This is a genomic window from Halomonas sp. CnH100-B, assembly GCF_024124605.1.
Classification (GTDB): Bacteria; Pseudomonadota; Gammaproteobacteria; order Pseudomonadales; family Halomonadaceae; genus Vreelandella.
Map to the genome: position 1 here is coordinate 177,215 of NZ_JAMXRX010000001.1, position 25,555 is coordinate 202,769.

The window sequence follows — 25,555 nt, forward strand, 5'->3', positions numbered from 1 at the left end:
CCGTTAGAGATGGTCGTAGCGAATCGCCGTCACGGTGTAAAACGTCTCGCCATTGGGCGTGAGCACCGTGACGTCGTCATCGACCTCTTTGCCCAGCAGCGCCTTCGCCATGGGGGCATCGATGCTAATCCAGCGTTTTTGAGTATCCAACTCGTCGTGCCCCACGATGCGAATGTGCAACTCTTCGCCCTCTTCTTCCTCCAGCGTCACGTAGGCGCCAAAAAAGATTTTGTCGGTATTGGCGGGCAGACGATCCACCACCTGCAGCTCATCGAGCCGTTTGGTTAAATAGCGGATGCGGGCAATGACTCGGTTGAGTTCTTTCTTGTTGTAGGTGTAATCCGCATTCTCGCTGCGGTCGCCAAGGGCGGCGGCTTCGCCCACCTTCGCGGATAGCTCAGGGCGTTTTACCCGCGAAAGATGATCCAGAATGCCGCGCAGCCGGGCGGCCCCCTCGGCGGTAATCAAATTGCTTTTAGGGGCTTGGCGAGGATCCTTCGCCGGGTCCCGCCAGCGGGTCATGTTACGACCTTTCATGAGCCAATCTTCTCCTCCAATGCCTGGTAGGGCGCTCCTACCCAGGCGGTTAGCTTACGCTACGCGGACGTTTTATAACAAAGTCGTGAATGTCTGGCGAATCATTCAAACGTTCGTTACATTATCTGAGTAAGCCGCTACAACAACAAACCTGGAGGTTTCTATGCACGCTATTCCCTTTTCCCGCTTGTTGATCGCCGCCGCCCTGGGCAGCACGCTGGCGCTGGCCCCCTTGAGTGCGTCGGCGTTCGAGGGTGAGATCTTTTCACTCAAAAACCGCTGGGAGCATACGGTAACGCAAATGCCCGCGAACCAGCGGGAAGAGACGCTAAAGGCGCTCGCCAGTGAAGCCGAACAGCTCGCCAGCCAGCATCCTAATGAAGCCGACGTGTTGATTTGGCAGGGGATCGTGCTGGCTTCCTATGCCCGCGAACGCGGTGGGTTGGGAGCGTTGGGAACGGCCGGAGACGCCCGCGACGTGCTGGAGCGTGCCATCGAGATCGACCCCACCGGTGGCAATGGCTCGGCCTACGTGACGCTGGGGGCTCTCTACGACCGCGCGCCGGGCCGTCCATTAGGCTTTGGCAATAGCGATACTGCCGAGCGCATGTTCCAGCGCGCGTTGGAGCTTCGCCCCGACGGCATCGACGTGAACTACTACTACGCGGCGTTCTTGAAAGAGGAGGGCAACACCCAGGCGGCGCGGGAGCATGCCCAGCGTGCGGTGAACGGCACGGCCCGTGAGAACCGTCAAGTGTCCGATGAAGCGCTGCGCCGTGACGCCGAGGCGCTACTCAGCCAGTTGTAACGTACCCGTCATCTTTTCGACACTGATGACACGCGGTTAATCACCGCATTGGCATTCCCGGTGGGCAGCATTGATAATAGGACGATTGTGATCACCGGGAGTGCCGTATGGGTCCTACGCTTAGTCGTGATGATGTCGAACTCATCCAACGCGACACCCTCTATCAAGGATTCTTTCGCTTAGAAGCGCTGGAGCTGCGCCACCGCCTGTTCGAAGGCGGCTGGAGCGATGCCGTGCGCCGCGAAGTCCATCACCGCTTCGATGCGGTGGGTGTGCTCCTCTACGACCCCCATCGTGATGCGCTGGTACTGATCGAGCAGTTTCGCGCCGGGGCGATCGATGACCCCACCTCCCCGTGGAAATTAGAATTCGTCGCGGGTCTCGTGGACAAAGACGAGTCGTTGCAAGACGTTGCCCGCCGCGAAGCGCTGGAAGAGGCCGGTTGCCAAGTAGGGCAACTGACCAAATTGCACACCTACTATCCCAGCCCCGGTGCTTGCAACGAGCGCGTGACGCTGTTTTGCGGTCTGGTGGATACCCAAGGGCTTGGCGGTGTGTATGGAGTCGACGATGAGCACGAAGACATTCGGGTGCATATCGTCACGTTTACGCATGCTTGGGAACTCCTAGAGCAGGGAAGACTCGACAACGCCATGTCGTTGATTGGGCTGCATTGGCTGGCGGGGCAGCGGGCATCGCTGCGCGCCGCGTCTCAACGCGCCGCCCTTTCGACGACTGACGCCAAGCGAACCCAGTAAGGAGTCATCATGGCAAGAGCCGCCTACGTTACCGATTTGAAGACCCTACAGGGCGAATGCAGCGCGAACTATCTGCGTCTGCTGCGCCTAGTGGGGGATATGGAGAGCGGTCAGCGCCGTGATATCGCCCTGCGCAGCGATCACCAGCACTTTGGTGACTTGCACTTGGTGATTCTGCAGGAAGCCCCCTATACCACGCTGGTAGAGGTCTCCCAGAGCGGGCCGCTGGATGCCGTGATCGAAGGGCCGCGCATGCGCGTACACCTCTACCATGATGTGCGCATGGCAGAGGTGATCGATTTTCAGCGCGAGCGCCACTTCAGCGGCCGCTACCGCTACCCCAATGCCCGTATGCATCAACCGGATGAAAAGCTACAGCTCAATTGCTTCCTGGGCGAGTGGTTGGCCCACGGGCTGGCCCATGGTCATGCGGTGGACATGCCCGAGCTGCGTTAATTCACGTCGTACACGATTCAGGTCAAGGGAGCTAGGTGAATGCGGCTTGTCCAAATTACCGATTCACACTTACATGCAGATAAACAGGCGCGCTCCCGAGCAGGGATTCCGTGGCAGCAGTTTCAACGCGTGCTAGAAGCGGTCGCCGCAGAGCGGCCCGATGTCGTCGTGTTCACCGGCGACGTCAGTCAGGATGAAACCGCTGCCTCCTATGCCCATGCACGGGAAGCGCTTTGTGCGTTGCCCTGCCCGTGGTTCTGGATACCGGGTAACCATGATCAGCTAGAGCTGATGAGTGCCGAGCAGCCGCTGCTCGACGAAGTGGATTTGGAGCAGTGGCGCTTGCTACTGCTCAATACTCAGGTCGTTGGCAAGCCCCACGGCGAATTAGGAAGCGACGCCTTGGGCGCGCTGGCGGCGCGCCTCGAACACGACGACCGTCCCACACTGATTGCCATGCACCACCCGCCGGTGGACGTGGGAGCCGCCTGGATGGATGCGATTGGCCTACAGGACCGCGATGCTTTTTGGCAGCTCCTGAGCGCGTATCCGCAGGTAAAAGTGATCCTGTTTGGCCACGCGCATCAGGCCTATGCCCAACATCATCAGGCAGCAGGAACCGATATTGGCGTTTATGGTTGCCCCGCCTTGTCGGATCAATTTCTGCCAGGGGCTGAGGCATTTGCCATCGACGAAGCTTCACGCCCTGGTTACCGCATCGTCGACTTTCACGGCCAGGCGTGGGAGACCTGGGTGGAGCGCGTGATCGTGTGATGTTTTTTAGGCGTTATAGATCTAAAAAGATAGTTATTAATTCTTTTGGGTTATTATTGACCTAGCGTTACCCTACCCACAAATGCCCGTCTTGCGATCCCTGTGCGCTGGACGGCCGTTCATGTTTGCAAAGGCTTCCTTGAAAAGCCGTCTCGATACAAGCAAGCACCGTTTTGTGAGGGAGTAGGTAATGAACCAGTTTTCTGCGCCGTCGGCGGCAACGCAAGAGGTGCCAAGCGCACCGGATGCTGCCCGGCTGACCCACCTGAAGCAGCTCGAAGCCGAGTCGATCCACATCATCCGAGAAGTGGCGGCAGAGTTCAGTAACCCGGTGATGATGTACTCCATCGGTAAAGACTCCTCGGTCATGCTGCACTTGGCGCGCAAAGCCTTCTACCCTGGCACGCCGCCGTTCCCGCTGATGCACATCGATACCACCTGGAAGTTCCGCGAAATGATCGCGTTCCGCAACCGCATGGCGGAAGAGGCGGGCATGGAGCTGATTGTGCACACCAACGAAGAGGGGCGGGCAGCTAACATCAACCCCTTTGATCACGGTAGCGCGAAGTACACTGACATTATGAAAACCCAGGCGCTCAAGCAGGCGCTGGATAAGTATGGGTTTGATGCTGCCTTCGGCGGTGCGCGTCGTGACGAAGAAGCCTCCCGTGCCAAAGAGCGCGTCTACTCCTTCCGCGACAAGTACCACCGTTGGGATCCCAAAAATCAGCGCCCTGAGCTTTGGAACGTCTATAACGCCAAGGTCAATAAAGGCGAATCGATTCGCGTCTTCCCGCTTTCCAACTGGACCGAGCTGGATATCTGGCAGTACATCTACCTTGAGTCGATTCCGATTGTGCCGCTGTACTACTCCGCCAAGCGCCCGGTGGTTGAGCGCGACGGTATGCAGATCATGGTAGACGATGACCGCCTTCCATTGGCCCCAGGTGAGGTGCCGGAAGAGAAGTGGGTGCGTTTTAGAACCCTGGGTTGCTACCCGCTCACCGGCGCGGTGGAATCCACGGCAGCAACGCTACCGGAAATTATCCAAGAAATGCTGTTGACCAAAACCAGCGAGCGCAGCGGCCGTGCCATCGACCACGATCAGGCCGGCTCCATGGAGAAGAAAAAGCGTGAGGGGTACTTCTAATGGCGCACCAGTCAACGTTAATTGCCGATAACATCGAGCAATACCTGCACGAGCACGAAAACAAAGACCTGCTGCGCTTTATTACCTGCGGCAGCGTCGACGATGGCAAATCCACCCTGATCGGGCGGCTGCTTCACGACTCCAAAATGATCTTTGAAGATCAGTTGGCAGCGATTACCAAAGCATCTAAAACCAGCGGCACCACTGGGGATGCGGTGGATCTTGCTTTGCTGGTGGACGGCCTACAGTCCGAGCGGGAGCAGGGCATTACCATTGATGTGGCTTACCGCTTCTTCTCTACCGAAAAGCGCAAGTTCATTATTGCCGATACCCCTGGGCACGAGCAGTACACCCGTAACATGGCGACCGGTGCCTCCACCGCAAGCTTGGCGATTATTCTGATCGACGCGCGCTACGGTGTGCAGACCCAGACACGCCGCCACAGTTTCATTGCCGACCTGCTGGGCATTCAGCACTTGGTTATTGCGGTCAACAAGATGGATTTGATGGGCTTCTCAGAAGCGCGCTTTAACGAGATTGTCGAGGAGTACCGGGCGTTCGCTAAGAACCTGCAAGCCCCGGATATCCGCTTCGTGCCGATGTCGGCACTCAACGGCGACAACGTGGTCAACCCCAGCGAGCAAACGCCCTGGTACTTTGACGATAGTCAGCGCTACGAAGGCAAAACGCTGATTGAGCTGCTGGAGAGCGTCGAAATCAGCCGCGATCAAAACCTTACCGATCTGCGTTTGCCTGTGCAGTACGTCAATCGCCCGAACCTGGACTTCCGCGGCTACTGCGGCACGCTCTCGGCGGGGGTGCTGCGTCCCGGCCAGGCGGTCAAAGCGCTGCCTTCCGGTAAGACGTCTCGCGTGGCACGCGTGGTCACTTTCGACGGTGATTTGGACGCGGCGTACCCCGGCCAAGCGATTACCGTTACTCTGGAAGACGAGATCGACATTTCCCGCGGTGATTGGATCGTCAGCGCCGATGCCGAGATTCCGCTGTCGAACGTCTTTAGCGCCGACATCGTGTGGATGCATGAGGAGGCCCTCACGCCCGGCAAGCTCTACGATATCAAGCTGGCGACCCGCGATTTAGCGGGGCAGGTCAGCGCCATCGAGTATCAGGTCGACGTCAACACGCTGGAAAAGCACGCCACCGATTCGCTGGGGCTCAATGCCATTGCCCGCTGCGAGGTAGAGTTGACCGCCGCTATTCCCGTCGACGATTATCGCACTAGCCCAGGCACCGGTAGCTTTATCGTGATCGATCGGCTGACCAATGTGACGGTGGGAGCGGGCATGATTCGTGGCGTGGCGAATGCGCGCCAGCAGGCCACCACTACCGATTGGGCCGCCTTCGAACGCGATCTGAACGCGCTGGTGCGCAAGCATTTCCCGCACTGGGAAGCAAAAGATATCGGGTCGCTGCTGGGACGCTAACGCCGCCCCTTATTGAACCCCTGTTGACGCCGCTCTGCGGCGTCAATTTTTAGGTAATGCTGAATCGAGACACCAAGGAGCGAGAGTCGATGTTAACCCTGTTAGACGGTGGCTTAGGACGTGAGTTGAAACGCTTAGGTGCTCCGTTTCGCCAACCGGAGTGGTCGGCGCTTGCGCTAATGGAAGCCCCCGAGTGCGTGACCCAAGCGCACCGCGCGTTCATTCAGGCAGGCGCCGAGGTGATTACCACCAATGCCTATGCCGTCGTGCCCTTTCACATTGGCGAGGCGTGCTTTGCCGAGCGCGGCTTGGCACTGGCGACGCTGGCGGGAAAGCTAGCGCGTGACAGCGTGGCGGGAGATGCGGTGACCGTCGCGGGATCGCTGCCGCCGCTGTTCGGTTCTTATCAGCCGGCGCTCTTCGATGCCCAGCGCGCCCCGGAACTGCTGGCCACGCTGATCGAGGGTCAAGCTCCCTACGTGGACGTGTGGCTGGCAGAGACGCTGAGCGCCACGGAGGAGGCCCGGGCTGTGGCCGTTGCGCTGGGTGACGATACCCGCCCACGCTGGTTCTCGTTCACCCTGCAAGACGCCGATGAAAACGGCGAACTGCCCTGCGTACTGCGCTCTGGTGAGGGGGTCGACGCAGCGGTGAACGCCGTGCTGGAAGCCGGTGGGGAAGCGCTGCTGTTCAACTGCAGCCAAGCGGAGGTGATGGAAGAGGCGCTTCGCCAAGCGCACACCGTGGTGCTGGAGAAAGGGGCCACGCTGCGTTTGGGCGTGTACGCCAATAGTTTCGTCCCTCAGAGTAACCGCATCGCCGCCAACGCCGGTGTGAGTGACATGCGTGATGACTTAGGGCCCGATGCCTATGCCGACTTCGCCCAGCGCTGGCAGGCCGCCGGCGCCACCATGATCGGCGGCTGCTGTGGTATTGGCCCTGAGCACATTGCCAAGCTGGCCGACGCGGTACGTAGCTAGCAGCGTGTTGTTATTGATTGCATAGGATGAATCTCCCCATGAAGAAAGGAACGAACTTACCCGGTGCGGGGCGCATGGCTGGCGTCACCCGTCGCCAGTTTCTGCAACACTCCGCTGCGCTATCGGTATCTGCCAGCGCCTTGGGCGGACTACTGTTGCCACGCTGGGCGAGCGCACAAACGGATGCTACCCCACAACGCGGTGGGCATCTCATTTTGGCGATCGATAACGCCTCTAGCAGTGATCGTTTGGACCCGGCCTACTACTTCGAGCAGTACATGTACCATGTGGGGCGTCAGCTATTTAATACCCTGACCGAACTCCACGATGATGGCACGTTGGCACCCGGGTTGGCCGAATCGTGGGAGACGACCGATGCGACGCAGTGGGTCTTTACCCTGCGACAAGGCGTGACCTTCCATAACGGCAAAACCCTCACCGCCGACGATGTGGTGTACTCGCTCAACCATCACCGTGCTGACGATTCGCCTTCGGCCGTGAAGGGTTACATGGAGCAGATCACTGAGCTGACCGCCCGTGGCCACCATCAAGTGGTCATGACGTTGTCGGCACCCAACATGGACTTGCCATATTTGCTGGGAGAGGTGAACTTTGCCATCACTCCTGCCGGTGCGAATTTCGATGACGGGATTGGCACCGGGCCGTTCGTGCTGGAGAGCTTTGAGCCGGGAGTACGTACCCTGGTCAAGCGCAACGAGAACTACTGGAAGTCGGATCGTGCCTTCGTCGACAGCGTCGAAACCCGCGCCTTCAACGATGCCACCGCACGGGTGGCGGCACTGATGAGCGGCTCGGTTCACTTCGTCAATCGGGTGACACCCAGTATCGTCAGCCGTTTGGAGAGCGCGTCATCGCTCACCATCAACCGTAACGTGGGCAGTTTCCAGGTAACGTTCCCCGGCTTGGCCGACCGCGCGCCTTTCAATAACAAAGACGTCCGTTTGGCCATGAAGTACGCCCTCGACCGAGAGCAACTATTGAATCTGCTGGTGCAAGGCTATGGTCAGGTGGGTAACGACTCACCGCTATTCCCCAGCAATCCTTACTTCACCACTGATCTCCCCAGCCATGCCTTCGATCCGGACAAAGCGCTCCATCACTGGCGTCAATCCGGCATGGATAGGCCCATTCGGCTAAGCACCGCAGACGGTGCGACCTTTGAAGGCGCGGTCTCGGCGGCGGAGCTGTATCAGCAGTCGGCCCAGCGTGCCGGAATACCGCTGGAGGTCAATCGCGTCCCCGCCGATGGCTACTGGTCGGAAGTGTGGCGTCAGCACGAGTTTTGCGCCTCTGGCTGGTCGAGCCGCCCAACGGCGGATGCCTACCTTTCCATGGTCAATTTATCGAATGCGCCGTGGAACGAAGCGCGCTGGGCCAACGAGCAGCTCGATCAGTTGATCATTGCGGCACGTGGTGAGCAGGACGAGGCCAAACGGCGTCAGATGTACCACGATATCCAGGTGCTGTATCAGCAGGAGGGCAGCACCGTGGCACCGCTCTATATGGATTCGATCTCTGCCAATCGTGCTGACGTACGCGGCTATATTGACGTGCCGGGTGAGGTAGCGACTCGCTCGGTCGAGAAGATGTGGATCGCCAGTTGAGCCAAAGGTGACCCGAGCCGAGCGCCAGCCCGTCAAATTTGGGCTGGCGCTTTGGCGATCGGCTTACTCAGCGTTAGGGAAAAACAGCTGTTGGCCATCTACCTCGAAGTCAGCAATCGCCTGCTGACCCTCTTCAGAAACGAGCCACTGGTGCCACTGGGCGGCTAAATCGTGCTTCAAGTGCGGATGACGCTCTTCCGAGAGCAGCAGGCTGCCGTACTGGTTAAACAGCGCTTCGTCACCTTCGAACAGCAGCGTGAGGTTTTGCGGATTATCGAACGCGACCCAGGTGGCGCGGTCGGTAAAGGTGTAGGCGTCCATACCCGCAGCGGTGTTTAGGGTCGGGCCCATGCCACTGCCCAGCTCGCGGTACCACTCGCCTTGAGGCGTCACGCCCGCGTCTTCCCACAACCGCAGTTCGGCGCGGTTCGTGCCGCTGTCATCGCCTCTTGAGGCAAACGGTGATCCGCTCTCGGCGATACGCGCAAAGGCGTCGGCGACGCTCTCGCTGTCGCTAATGCCTGCCGGGTCGTCACTGGGGCCTACGATCACGAAGTCGTTATACATGACGTCCAAACGCTCCGTGGCGTAACCGTCCGCCACGAACTGCTCCTCGCCTGCCGTATCGTGTACCAGCAGACTGTCAGCATCACCACGGCGGCCGATCTCAAACGCTTGCCCGGTGCCGACGGCCACCACGCGCACGTCGATGCCGGTGGCCTCGGTGAACGTGGGGATAATGGCATCGAACAGCCCTGAGTTCTCGGTGGACGTCGTGGAGGCGAGTGTAATGAAGTCGTCATCCGCGAGTAGGGAAGCACTCCAGGCCAAGGCGGTCGTGCATACGCTGGCGGTGATAAGCGTGGTCATTGTCTTCACGGTCTGCTCCTTTGGGTGTTGTTCAACGCTGAGTGGGGGTCACCAAACCAGTTCGCCCCGGATAAACGCCCTGGCCTGCGAGGAGGCCGGGGTGTCGAAAAATCGCTCGGCGCTGGTGTGCTCCAGCACTTGGCCGCCGTACATGAACAGCACGTCGTCGGCGAGCCGCTTCGCCTGATGCAGGTCGTGGGTCGTCATGACGATGCGCGTCCCGCTCTGGTGAAACTCGTTCACTGCATCTTCCACCGCCTTAATGGCGGCGGGGTCAAGGGCGGAGGTGGGTTCATCCAAAAACAGCACGGCAGGGGTTAACAGCCAAGCGCGTGCCAGGGTGAGCCGCTGCTGCTCGCCGCCAGACAGCACCCGCGCGGGGCGTTTGGCCAGAGCTGCTAAGCCGAACTTCTCCAGCGCCTGCCAGGCGAGTGCTTTGCGCTCCCGGCGAGGCACGCGTTTGACGGCCAGGGCGTAGATCAGGTTATCGATGACCGAGCGACGCAGCAGCACCGGCCGCTGAAACACCATGGCCTGGACGGGAGGTGCGCCTTCCCAGCTAACGTGGCCGCTGCTAGGGCGGAGTAGTCCATGAGCCAAACGCATGAACAGACTTTTACCCGCCCCGTTAGGCCCCATGATCAGCGTACGCTGACAGCCAGACAGCGTGAGGGTGGTGGGCACCAACAAGGCGTGACCACGATGGGTAAAGCTCGCCTGCTGAAAGTGCAGGGCTGGCACATTGGCCATTGAGGTGAAAGAGGAGGTGAGCGGTGCATTCATCCTAACCGCCTCTTGGCCGCTTCACTGACCGCATGGGCCAGCGCATTGATGAGGGTGACCAGCGTCAGCAGTACGATGCCCAACCCGAGCGCCAGGGGAAGGTCCCCCTTGCTGGTCTCCAGCACGATGCTGGTGGTCATCACCCGAGTCACGCCGTCGATATTGCCGCCGACGATCATCACCGCGCCCACTTCGGCGCTGGCCCGGCCAAAGCCCGCCAGAATCACCGTCAGCAGGCCAAAGCGCGCATCCCACAGTAGGGTGGGCATCATGCGTCGCTGGGTCAGCCCTAGCGAACGTAGCTGCTCGGCGTACTCATGGTGCAGGGCTTCCACCTGCTGGCGCGTCAGCGCGGCGATAATGGGAAATACCAGGATGACTTGAGCAATCACCATGGCGCTGGGCGTGAACAGCAGCCCAAACGAGCCTAATGGTCCTGCCCGGGAGAGCAGCAAATAGACACATAGCCCTGCCACGACCGGCGGTAGCCCCATCAGTGCATTGAGTACGACGATCAGTCCATTACGTCCAGGAAAACGCCATAGGGCGAGCGCCGCTCCCACCGGCAACGCCAAGGCGCTGGCGATCAGCACGGCGACCAGCGACACCTGCAAAGAGAGCACCACGATGTCGATCAAATCGGAGTCCATGCCCAGAATCAGCGCGAGCGCCGTATAAAAAGGGTTATCACTTGCTGACATAAGTACCTGATGTAGAAGCGTCGGGTCGCGCACACGCCAGTGCGGTGGCCACGGGAGAATCGTGAGAGCTCAGCGTTTTCGTTAGGCTGCATAGTGTACGTTTACTTGATGTTATGCATTGTCTACTGAAATATATGCAGCCATACGCAGATAAATGCAGGGTGAGCGATGCCAAACGACTATTTGACCACCGCTGAGGTGGCCGACTATCTGCGTTTGAAAGAGCGCAAGGTGTACGACCTGGTGCGTCAGGGCCATATCCCCTGCAGCCGTGCGACGGGAAAGCTGCTGTTTCCTCGGCAGCATATCGATATGTGGGTGCTTAGCCACTTGGAAGGCGACCAGGCGCAGCGGCAGCCGCCTCCGCCGGTATTGGCGGGCAGCCAAGACCCGCTGCTGGAGTGGGCAGTGCGCGAGAGCGGGAGTGACTTGGCCTCGTTGTGTCAGGGCAGTGGCGATGGCGTCCGACGCTTGCTGGAAGGCAGGGCGATGCTAGCGGGGATCCATCTGCTCGACGCGGCTTCCGGGCGCTATAACGAACCTGCTGCGTTGGGCCTGGGCGGAGTGCGCGACCTGATCGTGCTGCATTGGGCCACGCGCCGCCAGGGGCTGCTTTTGGCCCCAGGCAATCCGTTGGGCATTCAATCGGTGGGCGACATTGCCAAGCGCAAAGCCGTGCTGGCCCATCGTCAGCCGGGCGCAGGAGCCGCGCAGCTCATGAACTGCTTGCTGCAGCAGGCGGGCGTCGCGCACGAAGCGCTGAGATGGGCGGCGCACCCTGCGCTCAGTGAAGACGATTTGGCCCTGGCCATCGCCCAAGGTGACGCCGATGTCGGGCTTGGCATGCAGGCCGCTGCCCAGCGCCAGCAGTTGGAATTCCTTCCGCTGGTGGAGGAGTCCTTCGATATGGTCATGCATCGACGCAGCTATTTCGAGCCCGCCGTTCAGGCGCTCTTTGCCTTTGCGCGCACGCCCCGTTTTGCCCAGCGAGCCAGCACCCTTAGCGGTTACGATGTGGGCCAGCTAGGGCGTGTGTTGTACAACGCTTAAGCGCCTAGCGACTGGACGATTTTGGTAACTGCGCTTGACGATTGTATAAGATGCGCCACACTGGGAGAGGCGTTGTAGACGCACACTCATCACGAAAAGGAGAGCATGATGAATCAAGCACTGAACGGTAAGCGTGTTGCTATTTTAGCCACCGACGGTTTCGAAGAGTCCGAGCTGAGCGTGCCTCGCGCGGCGCTTCAGAAAGAAGGGGTCGAGGTGCATATCGTGTCGCCGGAGGGTAAGGGCATTCGCGCCTGGGCCGAAACTGACTGGGGCGATACTTACAACGCCGACAAAGCCTTGGCCGACGTCAACGAGTCGGATTATCACGCGCTGGTACTCCCAGGCGGCTTGTTCAATCCTGATGAGCTCCGCCTAAATGACGACGCCTTGAGCTTCGTCAAAGCGTTCTTCCAAGCGGGCAAGCCGGTTGCCGCCATTTGCCATGCCCCCTGGATTTTGATCAACGCAGGCGTGGTCGACGGGCGCAAAATGACCTCCGTGCCAAGCGTTGCCCAAGACCTGCGTAATGCCGGTGTAAATTGGGTGGATGAGCCAGTGGTGGTCGATAGCGGCCTCGTGACCAGCCGTACTCCTAAAGACCTGGATGCTTTCAACGCCAAACTGCTGGAAGAGCTGCAGGAAGGGCGTCACTCAGGCCAGCACGCTTAATGGCGTGGTACCACCAGTGGGCAAGCTTTGCCAAAAGGCTTGCCCACGTTATTGCAAAACCGATGAAGCGGGACAGTGGCCGCAGTGGGATGATGGTACACCCCTATCGCGGCTACGGTTCTCAGCGGGAAATCTTCGTCATGGGCCGAGTGTTCCGCCAAGCGGCGCTCGGCCGCGCCATTCCTAGACGCGGCATGCTGCGCGATACCGCCGACGTGGCGCGCCGCGTCTTCCGTCGCGGACTTGCCGGTGCCAAAGTCGATATCCGGATTGGGAATAACGCGCTCTGCTTGACCACCGACAGAGACGGTTACTTCGATGCACACCTGCCTGTCACGACGCCGCTGCCGGTCGACGTTTCCTGGCATCGAGCCGATATCCTGGTACACGCCCAGGGGCATCCGCCCATCCGCACGAGCGTCGAGGTGTACGTTCCGCCTCCCGAAGCGGATCTGCTGGTGATCAGCGATATCGACGATACGGTGATGTTCACCGGCGTGGCGGAAAAGCTCAAGATGCTCTATCGACTGTTCGTCCGCAAGCCACACCGGCGGACGGCCTTCCCTGGCGTCGCGTCGCTCTATCAAGCGCTTTACCGTGGACAGACCGAAAAGGGCGAACGACCGATTCTCTACGTTTCCCGTGGCCCCTGGGCCATTTATGAAATGTTGGAAGCCTTTTTCCAAATGAACCGGATCCCGGTTGGGCCGATTCTGTTTTTGCGGGAGTGGGGCATCTCATGGCGTAAGCCGTGGCCGCGCCGGGCAGAAGCGCACAAGCGTGAGCTCATCGACCGTATGCTGGCGCTGTATGACGACATGCCGTGTATTTTGATTGGCGATAGCGGTCAGCATGATCCCGAGGTCTACACGGAGGTCGTCAAAGCCTACCCGGATCGGATCAAAGCGATCTACATTCGCCGTGTGGATAGCGACCCACAGCGTGAAGCCGCCATCCAGCGCTTGCGCGATGAATTGGCTCACACCGAGTGTGAGCTGGTCTTGGCGGCAGACAGCATTTTGATTGCCGAGCATGCTCACGCCCAAGGGGATATTTCAGCGCGCGGCTTGCAGGCTGTACAGCGCGACGTTGAAGCCCATCGTCACGAGCCCGCCTAAGCTGTGTTCCCCTGCCATTCGTGGTAAAACTAAGCGTTGATGTCTCTCTTACTTGGCGGGTTCCGGTGTCGTGATGCTCATCCTCTTAATCGTGCTGGCGCTGGCCATCTTCGTGCTGCCCAACCTATGGGCAAAATGGGTATTAAAGCGCCATACCCGAGGCCGCGACGACTACCCGGGCACCGGCGCGGAGTTGGCCGAACACCTGATACGCCGCATGGGTGTGGAGGGCGTGCGGGTAGAGCGCACCGAGCAGGGCGACCATTACGACCCCGAGGCACGCTGTGTACGCTTAATGCCCGATCACTACGATGGCCGTTCGCTGACGGCGGTGACCGTTGCCGCCCATGAAGTGGGTCATGCCATTCAGCACCACGAAGGTTATGCGCCACTGCTGGCCCGCAGCCGTTTGGTACGGGTGGCCCAAAAGGCCGAAAAGCTAGGGGCGATTTTGATGATGGCCGCGCCATTTCTGTTCCTGCTGACGCGGCTACCCGGCGGGCTTGCGATGATTATCGTGATGGCGGTGATTAGCTTCGGCACGGCGGCGCTGGTGCATCTCGTCACGCTGCCGGTGGAGTTCGATGCCAGCTTTAATCGTGCGTTGCCGCTGTTGAAAGAGTACGTGCCGCCTGCCGATATGGCCGGTGCCCGCCACGTACTCACCGCCTGTGCCTTTACCTATGTGGCGGCGTCACTGGCCAGCGTGATGAACCTGGGCCGCTGGCTGGTGATTTTAAGACGCTGATTGAAAAGTGCTGATCTAAAAGTGCTGGGCGGCCATCACTCACTACTCCGGCTTGTTCGCCAGAATCACCGCACGGCGTGGGGCGGGGTAGCCTTCTATGGTGCGGCTGCGGTCATCCGGGTCGAGGAAGTCCGCCAATGACTGGTAGGTCATCCACTCGGTGGAGCGCTGCTCATCGAGTGTCGTCACCGCTTCATCCACCACTCGCACGTTGGTAAAGCCGCAGCGCTCTAGCCAGTGGCACAGCGCTTTGGAGGAGGGCAAAAAGTAGACGTTGGGCATGGCGGCGTAGCGCTCGCCGGGTACGAATACGGTCTGCTCGTCGCCTTCCACTACCAGCGTCTCCAGCACTAGCTCACCGCCAGGGGCCAGTGCACCTTTTAGCTGCTGCAGGTGCTCGAGCGGCGAGGGGCGGTGGTACAGCACGCCCATGGAGAACACCGTGTCGAAGAAGCCTAGGTTCTCGGGCACATCTTCGATACCCACCGGCAGAAACTGCGTGCGGCCGTCATCGGCGTTGCCGACAAAGTGGCGCACCGCCTGAAACTGCCAGTAAAAGCGTGGCGAAGGGTCAATCACCAACACGAAAGCCGCGCCTGCGCCTGCCATCCGCCAGGCGTGATAGCCGCTGCCACCGCCCACATCCAGCACTTTGCGGTATTTCAACGGTGCAAGATGCGGAGCGACACGCTGCCATTTCCAGTCGGAGCGCCACTCGGTATCGATCTCGATACCACCCAGGTTGAACGGCCCTTTACGCCACGGGGCCAGCTTGCGCAGCAGGTTGAAGCACTGGCGCTGCTGGCTGTCGGTGAGATCGATGTCTACCGTTAGCGTGTCGCTGTTTAGATCCACACGGCGCTCTTCCGGCAATGGCGGCAGCTTGGCCACGGCTTTTTCCCAGGCGGAGAGATCGCCGTGGCGCTGGCGGTCCAGCCCGCTGGCGAGCTGCTCGGGGAGTTTGGCAAGCCAGGGCGTGAGCGTGGCATCTTGAGTGGCCTGATCTAAAAACGCTTGATACAGCACGCGATGATCGTCGGGGAGTAGCGCCACCTTAACCCTCCTTAAAGGCGATCAGCGAGGTGAAGTTCAGGTACTGGAACCAGGTCATGGCGCGGGGAAAACCCGCCAGCGACAAACGCTCGTGCAGGGCATCCAGCGTGTCAGGAATCAGTACGTTCTCAAGGGCAGTGCGCTTTTGACTGATCTCCATATCGCTGTAGCCGTTAGCACGCTTGAAATCGTGGTAGCGCTCGACCCGCCAAGCGTTATCACGCTCGTCGGCATCGACGGTCTTTTCCGACAAGATCAGCACGCCGCCGGGCTCGAGCGTGTCGTAAAGCCGCTTGAGCAGCGCATCACGATCGGCCGGTGGCAAAAACTGCAGCGTAAAGTTGAGAATGATCATCCCCGAAGGCGCATACTCGTAGGTACGAATATCGGCTTCTTCCACCTGCATGGCGTGCTCGGGGCACTCATCGAGAAAGGTCTGCTTCGCCCGGGCCGCCATGGCCGGAGAAAGGTCGATACCGGTATAGCGGAACGCATCGGCGGGTAGAGCGCCTGCCAGGGCGAGTCCGGATGCGCCCAGCGAGCAGCCCAGATCATAAACATGGGCACCGTGGCGCAGATGGCGTTTGGCAATCAGGCTCAGCATACCCAGGATTTGGCCGTAGCCGGGCACCGAGCGGCGGATCATATCGGGGAAGCACGCGACGACCTGTTCATCGAAAGAGAACCTAGCCACCTTGTCTAGGGGTGTTGAAAAGATAGCGTCGCGGTAAGATGCATCACTCATGGGCAAGCCAGGATGGTTAATGAGGTTGCGTAGTTTACGCGCCCTTGTTAGCGCAGAACAGGCCTGATCCATTCAGATTCCTGCCTCACGGAACGACGCCACAGGAGAGGGCACATGGCTTCAGCAACAGCAACTCCCGATACGCTTCCCGCTTGGCAAACGTTACAGCAGCATGCGCAAGCGCTTAAACATGTCCACTTGAAGAACCTGTTTGGGGAAGACCCCAGCCGTTGGCAGCACTTTACGCGTCAGGTGGCGGGGCTCACTCTCGATCTTTCCAAGCAGCGGTGGGACGACGATACGCTGGAGCACCTGCTGGCGCTGGCTCAAGAGGCGGGCGTGCCAGGGGCCATCGAGGCGCTGCTGAGCGGTAAGCGGGTGAACGTCAGTGAGAACCGCCCGGCGCTGCATACCGCCTTGCGCCTACCTGCGGATGCGAGCCTGGACGTGGAAGGCGAAGATATCGTCGGGGCCGTGCATGACAGCTTGGCGCAAATGGAGCGCCTGGTGCAGCGGCTACATGCGGGCCAGTGGCGCGGGGCCTCCGGCAAGCCTATTCGTCACGTGGTGAATTTAGGCGTGGGCGGCTCGGATTTAGGGCCGCTGATGGTTACTCATGCGCTGGCAGACTACCGCTCCAGCGATATTCACCCGGTGGAGGTGCATTTTGCCTCCACGATGGATGGTTCCCAACTGGCGGATTATCTCAGCCGGTTCAACCCCGAAACCACGCTATTCGTGCTGTCGTCGAAGTCGTTCACCACCATCGATACGCTCTCCAACGCCAACACCGCTCGCGACTGGCTGATTGGTCGGCTCACCCAGCACGCCGACCTACCGGACGCCAGCCCCCATGCCAAACCGATTAGCGAGGCGCTCATCCTGCGCCAGCACTTCATCGGTGTATCGGCCAGCCCCGACAAGATGAGCGATTGGGGGATTACTCCGGACCACCAGTTGATGTTCTGGGAGTGGGTTGGCGGACGCTACTCGCTGTGGGGCACCATTGGCCTGCCGATTGCGCTGGTGATCGGCATGGAGAACTTCCGCGAGCTGCTGGCGGGCGCCCATGCCATGGATCGCCATTTTCGCGAGGCGCCGCTAGAGGACAATCTGCCGGTGTTGTTAGGGTTGGCAGGTATTTGGAACGTCAACTTCTTGGATATTCGTGCCCACTCGATTCTGCCCTATGACGGGCGGCTTGAGTACTTTGCTGCTTACCTCGAACAGCTCGAGATGGAGTCCAACGGCAAGTCCGTGACCCGCCAGGGCCAGGCGGTGAACTACTCCACCTGTCCGGTGCTGTGGGGCCAGTTGGGCCCCAACGCCCAGCACGCCTTTTACCAGCTGTTGCACCAAGGCACCCAGCCGGTGGTATGCGACTTTATCGCGCCCTTGAAGCGCTACGATGAGGTGGACGACCCAGACACCCGCCGCCACTTGAAGGCTCAGCATCGTCTGGCGCTGGCCAACTGCTTTGCCCAATCCCGCGTACTGATGCTGGGGGACGATGCTTTGGAGGAGAATGGCCCGCGTCCCGAACACAAGCGCTATCGTGGCAACCAGCCCTCGACCACCGTGCTGCTAGACAAGCTCACGCCTGCGACCCTCGGTGCGCTGATTGCGCTCTACGAGCACAAGGTGTTCGTACAGGCAGTGATATGGGACATCAACCCCTTTGATCAGTGGGGCGTCGAGCTGGGCAAGCAAATTGCCACCGATACCCAGGCCATCATTGATGGAGAGGGCGACATTGGCCGAATGGACGCCTCTAGCCGCGGTCTCATCGAGGCGTTTTGGGCCGCAGAGCAGGCGTAGGCAGCTCGATCTATATGGCTGGATATACAGCTTTTTGCTTTTCCGCTATCCTGTGTACCTTTATGCGCGGTCTCTTCCGGTGTGCCTTTCGCGTTAAGAGGGCTAGTGACTGCCTTTGTACGGCACCCAACCAGGCCGCCTGTACGCTTTTGTTCAGTACGTTTTTTCAGGAACCGACGTTACATGACCCAGTTTGATGCCTCCCAGTACGGCGCGAGTTCGATCGAGGTTCTCTCAGGCCTCGAGCCGGTGCGAAAGCGTCCCGGTATGTATACCGATACCTCACGTCCCAATCACCTCGCCCAAGAGGTCATCGACAACAGTGTCGACGAGGCGCTGGCGGGTCATGCTTCGAGCATCAGCGTGGTGCTTCACAGCGACGGAGCCATCGAAGTCCAGGATAACGGCCGCGGCATGCCGATCGACCTGCACCCGGAACACGGCGTCTCCGGGGTCGAGCTCATCCTGACCAAGCTTCACGCGGGCGGTAAGTTCTCCTCGTCGAGCTACCGGTTCTCGGGTGGCCTTCACGGCGTGGGCGTCTCGGTGGTCAATGCGCTGTCTCGACGGTTGGAAGTCGAAGTGACCCGCGACGGTGCCCGCCACGCCATTGCCTTCGAGCACGGCGAAAAGGTCGAAGAGCTGCATGAAATCGGCAAAGCCGCCAAACGTGCCACCGGCACCCTGGTACGCTTCTGGCCCGACGAAAGCTACTTCGACAGCCCGAAGCTCGCGCTATCCAAACTGAAGCACCTGCTGCGCGCCAAAGCGGTGCTTTGCCCAGGGCTCTCGGTCACCCTGGTCGAGCCGGATGGCACCAAAACCGAGTGGGCCTACGCCGATGGCCTGCGCGACTATCTGGCCGAAGCCACCGATGGCTATGAGGTGCTGCCCAAGGAGCCGTTTGTAGGCCACTTCAGTGACGACGAGCACGGCGTGGACTGGGCCATTCAGTGGCTGCCGGAAGGTGGCGAGGCGCTCCTCGAAAGTTACGTCAACCTCATTCCCACGCCCCAGGGTGGCACCCACGTCAACGGTTTTCGGTCCGGCCTGCTAGACGCTCTGCGGGAGTTCTGTGAATACCGCAGCCTGCTGCCCCGCGGCATCAAGCTCACTGCCGACGATTTGTGGGAGCGCGCCTCTTTCGTGCTCTCGGTGAAAATGCTCGATCCACAGTTTGCAGGACAGACCAAGGAGCGCCTCTCGTCGCGCACCATTGCCGGGTTTGTCTCAGGCGTGGTCAAAGACGCCTTTTCGCTGTGGCTGAACCATCACGTCGAGCAGGCCGAACAGCTTGCCGAACTGGTGATCAGCGCGGCCCAGCAGCGCCAGAAGAAGTCGAAGAAGGTCGCGCGTAAGAAAGTGACCTCCGGTCCGGCGCTGCCCGGCAAGCTGGCGGATTGTTCGGGGCAAGACCCGGCGTTGAGCGAGCTGTTTCTGGTGGAGGGCGACTCGGCCGGCGGGAGCGCCAAGCAGGCGCGTAACCGCGACACCCAGGCCATCCTGCCGCTGCGGGGTAAGATCCTCAATACCTGGGAAGTGGACTCCCACGATATTTACGGCTCCCAGGAAGTTCACGATATTGCCGTGGCGATTGGTGCCGACCCGGGCAGCGCCGACCTCGAAAAGCTGCGCTATCACAAGATCTGCATCCTCGCGGATGCCGACTCCGACGGTCTGCATATCGCTACGCTGCTCTGCGCGCTGTTTGTCAAACACTTCCCCGCCCTTGTCGATGCAGGGCATGTCTTCGTTGCCATGCCGCCGCTGTACCGGATCGATCTGGGGAAAGAGGTGCATTACGCCCTGGATGAGAGCGAGAAAGCCGCCATTTTGAAACAGTTAGCGAAAAAGCGGGGCACGCCCAACGTCCAGCGCTTCAAGGGCCTGGGTGAAATGAGCCCGCTACAGCTGCGCGAAACCACCATGGCCGTAGAAACCCGCCGTCTCGTTCAGCTCACGCTGGACGAAGGCGATGGCACTCTGGAAATGATGGACATGCTGCTGGCCAAAAAGCGCGCCAGCGACCGTAAAAAGTGGTTAGAAGATTACGGTAACTTGGCCGATATCGAGGTGTAATTCGCAAGCAGGCAAACGTTAACGGTGCGTTGTTGGAGTCTACCGCCAACTGGCCGATAGTCTAACCATAGGCATTTAGTCGAAAACGCGTGTCAAGCGCTCACGTATGGGAGACGGGCTTTGTTTAACTCAATTTCACGGCAATTGACGTTATCGGCGGTGGTGCTCACGCTACTGATGGGGGCGGGTATTTACGGGGTGATGGCGTGGCGGGGACAGCCGCTGGTCATTGAAGCCAGCGAGTCGCTGATTGACCGAACCGGAGGCGCCATCGTCAATGCCCTCAATGGCCAGTTAGCGCGAGTAGAAGGCACTACTTCGAGCCTTGCCGCACTGGCCGAATCGCTACCGCTGGATGACGCCCTCTACCGACAAGCGCTGCCCAATGTGGTGGACGACAATGGCAATAGCACTATCGCCGGTGGCGGTATTTGGCCAGAGCCAAGCGCGTTTGCACCCGGCGTCGATAAATTTAGTTTTTTCTGGGCGCGTAACGGCCAGGGCGGGCTGGACTTTCTGGACGATTACAATGCACCCAGCGCGGCCCCTTATCACGAGGAAGCGTGGTACAGCAGCGCTCGCGATGCCACGCCAGGGCAGTGCGTTTGGTCGGCGGCTTACCGTGACCCAGCGACCGGGGTCGCCATGGTCACCTGTAGCGTACCGTACTACAGCAATGAGGCCTTTGCCGGTGTCGCTACCATCGACATGCAGCTAGGCGGTGTCGCGGCGTTCTTGGCAGAGAACGGCGGAGGCACGGGAGGCTACGCCTTCGTGCTCGATAGCGAGCGTAACATCATCGATCTCCCCGGCGTGGAGCAGTCGTCGGATGAGATGCAAAGCCTTGCAGGCGTTGCTAGCAACCAACCTTGGCTAACGCCGGTAGTGGAAGCGTTGGAGGCAGGGCAAGCGCAAACCAGCGTCGAGAGTGCGGGAGTGCTGGCAAGCCCGGCTGAAGTGCGTTTGTTCGATATGCCCACTACGGGCTGGACACTCGGGCTCGTGACACCTAGTGACCAAGTGACCGCTCTAGCGCAAACGCTGACCCGTGATTTGCTGCTGTTCATTTTGCCGCTGTTGGCGCTGCTATTAGGGCTTGGCTGGTGGGGTGGCCGCATTCTACTGGCGCAAATTCGCAGTACCACGCATCAAATTGATCAGCTCGGTCAGAACGATGGCGGGCGTGAGTTGACCATTTACCGCGACGATGAGATTGGTGAACTGCGCCGTGCAGTGAACCGCTACTCCGAGAAGCTCCAGCGCCTATTCGGTGACGTGCGCGGGGTGGCGGATGCCATTGCCAGCGAATCGTCTGAGATCGCCGCTGGCAATAACGAACTGTCGAGCCGCACGGAGCAGCAGGCCGCGTCGCTGCAAGAGACCTCCTCGACCATGGAGCAGATGGCGGCGACGGTGAAGCGGAATGCGGATAATGCCCAAGAGGCGGACCAGCGCGTGAAGGAGTCAGCGGCGAAAGTGAAGCGCGGCGGTGAGCAGGTATCGCGGTTGGCGCAATCGATGGAAAGCATCAATGAAAGCTCGGTCGAGGTGGCTTCTATCGTTCAAGTGATCGAAAACATTGCGTTCCAGACCAACATTTTGGCGCTGAATGCCTCGGTCGAGGCGGCTCGCGCCGGCGAACACGGGCGTGGGTTTGCCGTGGTCGCCAGTGAGGTACGCGAACTGGCCTCCCGAAGTGCCGCCTCTGCGCGTAATATCAACGGTTTGATCAAGACCACGTCCGAGCAAATCGCTACTGGCAGTGGCTATGCCGACGAGGCCGAAGCGGCGATGAAAGAGATCGTCTCGTCGATCGAGGAGGTGTCCGCGCGGATCAGCGAGATCAGCCAAGCCTCCAGCGAACAAACCAACGGCATTGATGAGATTAACCGGGCCGTGACGCAGATGGATACCGTGACCCAGCAAAATGCCGGGCTGGTTAGCCAAGCGGCGGGAGCGGCCAATGAGCTTTCGTTGCAAGCGCAGCGTCTAAAAGGGCTATTGGATGAGTTTCATGGCAGTGCGCAGGGCGAGAGTCACTCCCGTGCATTGCCGCACAGTGAGCAGGAAAGCAGGCATCTTACTTAGCGCGCCCTCTTGAGTGGCCGCAAGTCCGCTTATTTAGCCGCCCCGCCAGGGGCGGTTTTGTTGTCAAGGTAGAGTATGATCGACATGGATATTCAAGTAGCGGAGGGCGACGTCGAGCGTCTGTCCCTACGCGATTACACCGAAAAAGCGTACCTCGACTACTCGATGTACGTCATTCTAGACCGCGCCTTACCCAACATTGGCGATGGCATGAAGCCCGTCCAGCGGCGGATCATCTACGCCATGCGCGAGCTGGCGCTGCATGCCAATGCCAAGTACAAAAAGTCGGCACGTACTGTCGGTGACGTGCTTGGTAAGTTCCACCCCCACGGGGATAGCGCCTGTTACGAAGCCATGGTGCTAATGGCGCAGTCGTTCAGCTACCGCTACCCGCTGGTGGATGGCCAGGGTAACTGGGGAAGCCCCGACGACCCGAAATCTTTCGCCGCCATGCGCTATACCGAGGCCAAGCTCTCCAAATTTGCCGAAGTGCTGCTCAGCGAGCTGGGCCAGGGCACCGTGGAGTGGGCGCCGAACTTTGATGGCACCATGCAAGAGCCTGTAGTACTGCCCGCGCGGTTGCCCCACGTGCTGCTCAACGGCGGCACGGGCATTGCGGTGGGCATGGCGACCGATATTCCGCCCCATAACGTCTCGGAAGTGGTGGAAGCCACTTGCCACCTGCTGCGTCATCCCGAGGCCACCACGACGGATTTGATGGCGTTCGTGCCTGCACCGGATTTCCCGACGGATGCAGAAATCATCACGCCGAAAGCGGATCTGCGTAAGCTCTATGAGACTGGCCGAGGCTCGGTCAAATTACGCGCCCGCTACGTACGTGAAGACGCCAACATCGTCATTACCGCCGTGCCCTATCAGGTCAGCGGTGCCAAGGTGTTGGAGCAGATCGCCGCGCAAATGCAGGCGAAAAAGCTGCCTATGGTGGCCGACCTGCGCGATGAGTCGACCCATGAAGAGCCGACCCGCCTAGTCATCGAGCCGCGCTCAAGTCGTGTGGATGTCGAAGCGCTGATGGCGCACCTGTTCGCCACCACGGATCTGGAAAAGAACGTGCGGGTGAACATGAACGTGATCGGCCTGGATGGCCGCCCACGGGTGATGCCGCTGACCGATATGCTGGGTGAGTGGCTGCGGTTTCGCCGTGCCACCGTGCGTCGCCGCCTCGAGCATCGTTTAGGCAAAGTGGAAGATCGCCTGCATATTCTAGAAGGCCTACTGACCGCTTACCTGAATATCGATGAGGTGATCCGTATCATCCGCGAAGAGGATGAGCCCAAGCCTGCGCTGATGAGCGCGTTTGGCCTGACCGAGCGCCAGGCCGAAGCCATTCTTGAACTGCGTCTGCGCCATCTTGCCAAGCTGGAAGAGATGAAGATTCGCGGCGAGCAGGATGAGCTGGAAAAAGAGCGTAAAACCCTGCAGGGGCTGCTGGGTAGCGAAGCCAAGCTCACCACGCTGATCGAGAAAGAGATCCGCGCAGCGGGTAAAGAGCACGGCGACGAACGCCGTTCGCCGCTGGTGGAGCGCAGCGAAGCCAAAGCGCTCTCTGAAGTGGAACTGCTGGGGGCCGACCCGATTACCGTGGTGCTGTCCGATAAAGGCTGGATTCGTGCTGCCAAAGGCCACGATATCGACCCCGAAGGGCTCTCCTACAAAGCGGGGGATAGTTTCCGCTTAGCAGCCCGAGGTAAAACCAATCAGCCGCTGGTGCTGCTGGACGATACCGGCCGCGCCTACACCTTGGCAGCACACAACTTGCCCAGTGCCCGTGGCCAGGGCGAGCCGGTGACCGGGCGAGTGAACGTGGCAGCGGGGGCGCAGATGGCGGGTCTGATGCTCGCGCCGCCCACCAAACGCTTCCTGCTTGCCAGCGACGGGGGCTACGGGTTCGTGGCTCAGCTCGAAGCCCTTACCGGCAAGAACAAAGCGGGTAAAGCCGTGCTCAGCGTGCCCAAAGGCTGTCGCGTCATGCCCCCCATCGAGGTGCCGGAAGGCGAAGGGCTCTGGGTAGCCTCGGTGTCCAATGAAGGTCGTTTGCTGCTGTTTCCTCTGGATCAGTTGCCCGAGATGGCCAAAGGTAAAGGCAACAAAATGCTTGATATCCCCGGCCCCCGCGCCGCACGGCGGGAAGAGTTCGTGCGGGATATTGCCGTGGTGGCCGAAGGCAGCGAGCTGATCATTCATGCGGGCAAGCGCAAACTGACCCTCAAAGCGGATGACCTGGCATATTATCGCGGGGAGCGTGGCAGAAGGGGCAGCAAGCTGCCGCGTGGTTTCCAAAAAGTAGATCGTTTAGAAGCAGGGGAGTAACGGATGGCACGCGGAAATGTGGTGGTCACGCTGTTGGCGCCGCGCCTGACGGCGACGGTAGAGCTTGCCGTGGCGTCGCTCATGGAGCAGTTCGGTTTACAGGAGGAGCGTCGCCAGACGCTGGCGGACACGGTACAGGGCAGCGCGATGGATTGCCTGGAGCTTCACGCGAGTGGCGCGCCCGAATCGCTGACGGCACTGCGCCAAGCGGCGCTGGCGCTGGGTGACACCCACGGTGTGGATCTCGTCGTGCAATCACCCCGACCAACGGATGCGCCGCGCCTGGTCTGTTTCGACATGGACTCCACGTTGATCCAAGCGGAAGTGATCGACGAGTTGGCCCGTCGCCATGGCGTAGGTCAAGAAGTGGCAGACGTGACCGAGCGGGCCATGCGCGGCGAGCTGGACTTCAAGGCCAGCTTTCGAGAGCGTATGAGCAAGCTGGAGGGCCTGGAGGAGTCGGTGCTGGCCAGTATTGCTGCAGAGCTGCCGCTGATGGAAGGTGTCGAACGCTTGATGGCGAATTTGAAGCGCTTGGGTTACCGGACGGTGATTCTGTCCGGCGGCTTCACCTACTTTGCCCGCTACCTTCAAGAGCGGCTTGGGTTTGACGAAATTCATGCCAACGAACTGGTCATCGAGCAAGGCAAAGTGACCGGCGCAGTTCAGGAACCCATCGTCGATGCCGAGCGTAAAGCGGCGCTATTGACGCAGATTGCCGAGCGCGAAGGCGTGCCGCTGGCGCAAACCGTTGCCGTCGGCGATGGTGCGAACGACCTGAAAATGCTCGCAACGGCGGGATTGGGCGTGGCGTTCCGTGCTAAACCGTTGGTGCGTGCTGAAGCACGCCAAGCGATCTCCGTCGCGGGGTTGGATGGCGTGCTGTACCTGCTTGGCTATAGCGACGCTGAGCTAACCTAATCTAAGCCAGACGACGCGGGTCAACGTAAAACGGCGGTGCTGGTT

General features: G+C 60.1%; 23 protein-coding genes. 17 read left to right on the forward strand and 6 right to left on the reverse strand.

Annotated elements, in window-relative coordinates; genetic code table 11:
- Positions 1-3 precede the first annotated feature (3 nt).
- Positions 4-537 carry a transcription elongation factor GreB gene (gene greB / locus NH398_RS00700; RefSeq protein ID WP_253015860.1) on the reverse strand — a complete coding sequence of 178 codons (534 nt, stop codon included), beginning with the start codon at positions 535-537 and terminating at the stop codon, positions 4-6.
- Between the two features lie 163 nt (positions 538-700).
- Between greB and NH398_RS00705 the strand changes: the two genes are divergently transcribed.
- The 8 genes from NH398_RS00705 to NH398_RS00740 all read left to right on the forward strand — a co-directional run bounded on the left by NH398_RS00705 (position 701) and on the right by NH398_RS00740 (position 8,533).
- Positions 701-1,345, forward strand: a complete 645-nt coding sequence (locus NH398_RS00705) for a TRAP transporter TatT component family protein (RefSeq protein ID WP_159342632.1) — start codon at positions 701-703, stop codon at positions 1,343-1,345.
- Positions 1,346-1,452: 107 nt separating this feature from the next.
- Positions 1,453-2,103, forward strand: a complete 651-nt coding sequence (locus NH398_RS00710) for an NUDIX domain-containing protein (RefSeq protein ID WP_253015862.1) — start codon at positions 1,453-1,455, stop codon at positions 2,101-2,103.
- Between the two features lie 9 nt (positions 2,104-2,112).
- Positions 2,113-2,559, forward strand: coding sequence for a DUF1249 domain-containing protein (locus tag NH398_RS00715; RefSeq protein ID WP_159342630.1), 447 nt, complete (start codon positions 2,113-2,115; stop codon positions 2,557-2,559).
- 39 nt (positions 2,560-2,598) lie between these two features.
- Positions 2,599-3,333 (forward strand): phosphodiesterase, encoded by a 735-nt coding sequence (locus NH398_RS00720; RefSeq protein WP_253015864.1) that lies wholly within the window; start codon positions 2,599-2,601, stop codon positions 3,331-3,333.
- Positions 3,334-3,523: 190 nt separating this feature from the next.
- The gene (gene cysD / locus NH398_RS00725) at positions 3,524-4,483 is read left to right on the forward strand and encodes a sulfate adenylyltransferase subunit CysD (protein WP_253015866.1); all 960 of its coding nucleotides are present in this window, start codon (positions 3,524-3,526) and stop codon (positions 4,481-4,483) included.
- Positions 4,483-5,928, forward strand: a complete 1,446-nt coding sequence (gene cysN / locus NH398_RS00730) for a sulfate adenylyltransferase subunit CysN (protein WP_253015868.1) — start codon at positions 4,483-4,485, stop codon at positions 5,926-5,928. The genes cysD and cysN overlap by 1 nt, the downstream gene beginning before the upstream one ends.
- Before the next feature lie 89 nt (positions 5,929-6,017).
- Positions 6,018-6,908, forward strand: a complete 891-nt coding sequence (locus tag NH398_RS00735) for a homocysteine S-methyltransferase family protein (RefSeq protein ID WP_253015870.1) — start codon at positions 6,018-6,020, stop codon at positions 6,906-6,908.
- A gap of 38 nt (positions 6,909-6,946) precedes the next feature.
- Entirely contained in the window at positions 6,947-8,533 is a 1,587-nt protein-coding gene (locus NH398_RS00740; RefSeq protein ID WP_253015872.1) for an ABC transporter substrate-binding protein, read from the forward strand.
- Between the two features lie 63 nt (positions 8,534-8,596).
- On the opposite strand, the gene NH398_RS00745 is transcribed toward NH398_RS00740, so the two are convergent.
- Genes NH398_RS00745 through NH398_RS00755 form a run of 3 tightly spaced genes read right to left on the reverse strand, consistent with a single transcriptional unit; the run spans position 8,597 to position 10,887 of the window.
- Positions 8,597-9,412 (reverse strand): substrate-binding domain-containing protein, encoded by an 816-nt coding sequence (locus tag NH398_RS00745; RefSeq protein ID WP_253015874.1) that lies wholly within the window; start codon positions 9,410-9,412, stop codon positions 8,597-8,599.
- A gap of 39 nt (positions 9,413-9,451) precedes the next feature.
- Positions 9,452-10,186 (reverse strand): ATP-binding cassette domain-containing protein, encoded by a 735-nt coding sequence (locus tag NH398_RS00750; protein WP_253015876.1) that lies wholly within the window; start codon positions 10,184-10,186, stop codon positions 9,452-9,454.
- Positions 10,183-10,887 (reverse strand): ABC transporter permease, encoded by a 705-nt coding sequence (locus NH398_RS00755; protein WP_253015878.1) that lies wholly within the window; start codon positions 10,885-10,887, stop codon positions 10,183-10,185. The genes NH398_RS00750 and NH398_RS00755 overlap by 4 nt, the downstream gene beginning before the upstream one ends.
- Positions 10,888-11,055: 168 nt before the next feature.
- Here NH398_RS00755 and NH398_RS00760 point away from each other — a divergent pair, with 168 nt between their 5' ends.
- From NH398_RS00760 to NH398_RS00775, 4 genes are all read left to right on the forward strand, one after another.
- The gene (locus tag NH398_RS00760; RefSeq protein ID WP_253015880.1) at positions 11,056-11,937 is read left to right on the forward strand and encodes a helix-turn-helix transcriptional regulator; all 882 of its coding nucleotides are present in this window, start codon (positions 11,056-11,058) and stop codon (positions 11,935-11,937) included.
- A gap of 108 nt (positions 11,938-12,045) precedes the next feature.
- The gene (locus NH398_RS00765) at positions 12,046-12,609 is read left to right on the forward strand and encodes a type 1 glutamine amidotransferase domain-containing protein (RefSeq protein ID WP_253015882.1); all 564 of its coding nucleotides are present in this window, start codon (positions 12,046-12,048) and stop codon (positions 12,607-12,609) included.
- On the forward strand, positions 12,609-13,727 hold the full coding sequence (locus tag NH398_RS00770; protein WP_253015884.1) for a phosphatase domain-containing protein: 1,119 nt from the start codon (positions 12,609-12,611) through the stop codon (positions 13,725-13,727). The genes NH398_RS00765 and NH398_RS00770 overlap by 1 nt, the downstream gene beginning before the upstream one ends.
- 73 nt (positions 13,728-13,800) lie before the next feature.
- A complete protein-coding gene (locus tag NH398_RS00775; RefSeq protein ID WP_159342621.1) occupies positions 13,801-14,475 on the forward strand; it encodes a zinc metallopeptidase in 675 nt (224 codons plus the stop codon).
- 42 nt (positions 14,476-14,517) lie between these two features.
- On the opposite strand, the gene cmoB is transcribed toward NH398_RS00775, so the two are convergent.
- Together cmoB and cmoA are read right to left on the reverse strand one after the other, a co-directional pair.
- The gene (gene cmoB / locus NH398_RS00780; RefSeq protein WP_253015886.1) at positions 14,518-15,528 is read right to left on the reverse strand and encodes a tRNA 5-methoxyuridine(34)/uridine 5-oxyacetic acid(34) synthase CmoB; all 1,011 of its coding nucleotides are present in this window, start codon (positions 15,526-15,528) and stop codon (positions 14,518-14,520) included.
- A 1-nt stretch (position 15,529) separates the two neighbouring features.
- Positions 15,530-16,273, reverse strand: coding sequence for a carboxy-S-adenosyl-L-methionine synthase CmoA (gene cmoA / locus NH398_RS00785; protein ID WP_253015888.1), 744 nt, complete (start codon positions 16,271-16,273; stop codon positions 15,530-15,532).
- A 114-nt stretch (positions 16,274-16,387) separates the two neighbouring features.
- On the opposite strand from cmoA, the gene pgi reads away from it, so the two are divergent.
- From pgi to serB, 5 genes are all read left to right on the forward strand, one after another.
- Positions 16,388-18,091 (forward strand): glucose-6-phosphate isomerase, encoded by a 1,704-nt coding sequence (gene pgi / locus NH398_RS00790; RefSeq protein WP_253015890.1) that lies wholly within the window; start codon positions 16,388-16,390, stop codon positions 18,089-18,091.
- A gap of 183 nt (positions 18,092-18,274) precedes the next feature.
- Positions 18,275-20,170 carry a DNA topoisomerase IV subunit B gene (gene parE, locus NH398_RS00795; protein ID WP_253015892.1) on the forward strand — a complete coding sequence of 632 codons (1,896 nt, stop codon included), beginning with the start codon at positions 18,275-18,277 and terminating at the stop codon, positions 20,168-20,170.
- 120 nt (positions 20,171-20,290) lie between these two features.
- Positions 20,291-22,258: a methyl-accepting chemotaxis protein gene (locus tag NH398_RS00800; protein ID WP_253015894.1), complete on the forward strand. Its 1,968-nt coding sequence runs from the start codon at positions 20,291-20,293 to the stop codon at positions 22,256-22,258.
- A 75-nt stretch (positions 22,259-22,333) separates the two neighbouring features.
- A complete protein-coding gene (gene parC, locus NH398_RS00805; protein ID WP_253015896.1) occupies positions 22,334-24,589 on the forward strand; it encodes a DNA topoisomerase IV subunit A in 2,256 nt (751 codons plus the stop codon).
- 3 nt (positions 24,590-24,592) lie between these two features.
- Positions 24,593-25,510 carry a phosphoserine phosphatase SerB gene (serB, locus tag NH398_RS00810; protein ID WP_253015898.1) on the forward strand — a complete coding sequence of 306 codons (918 nt, stop codon included), beginning with the start codon at positions 24,593-24,595 and terminating at the stop codon, positions 25,508-25,510.
- Positions 25,511-25,555 lie beyond the last annotated feature (45 nt).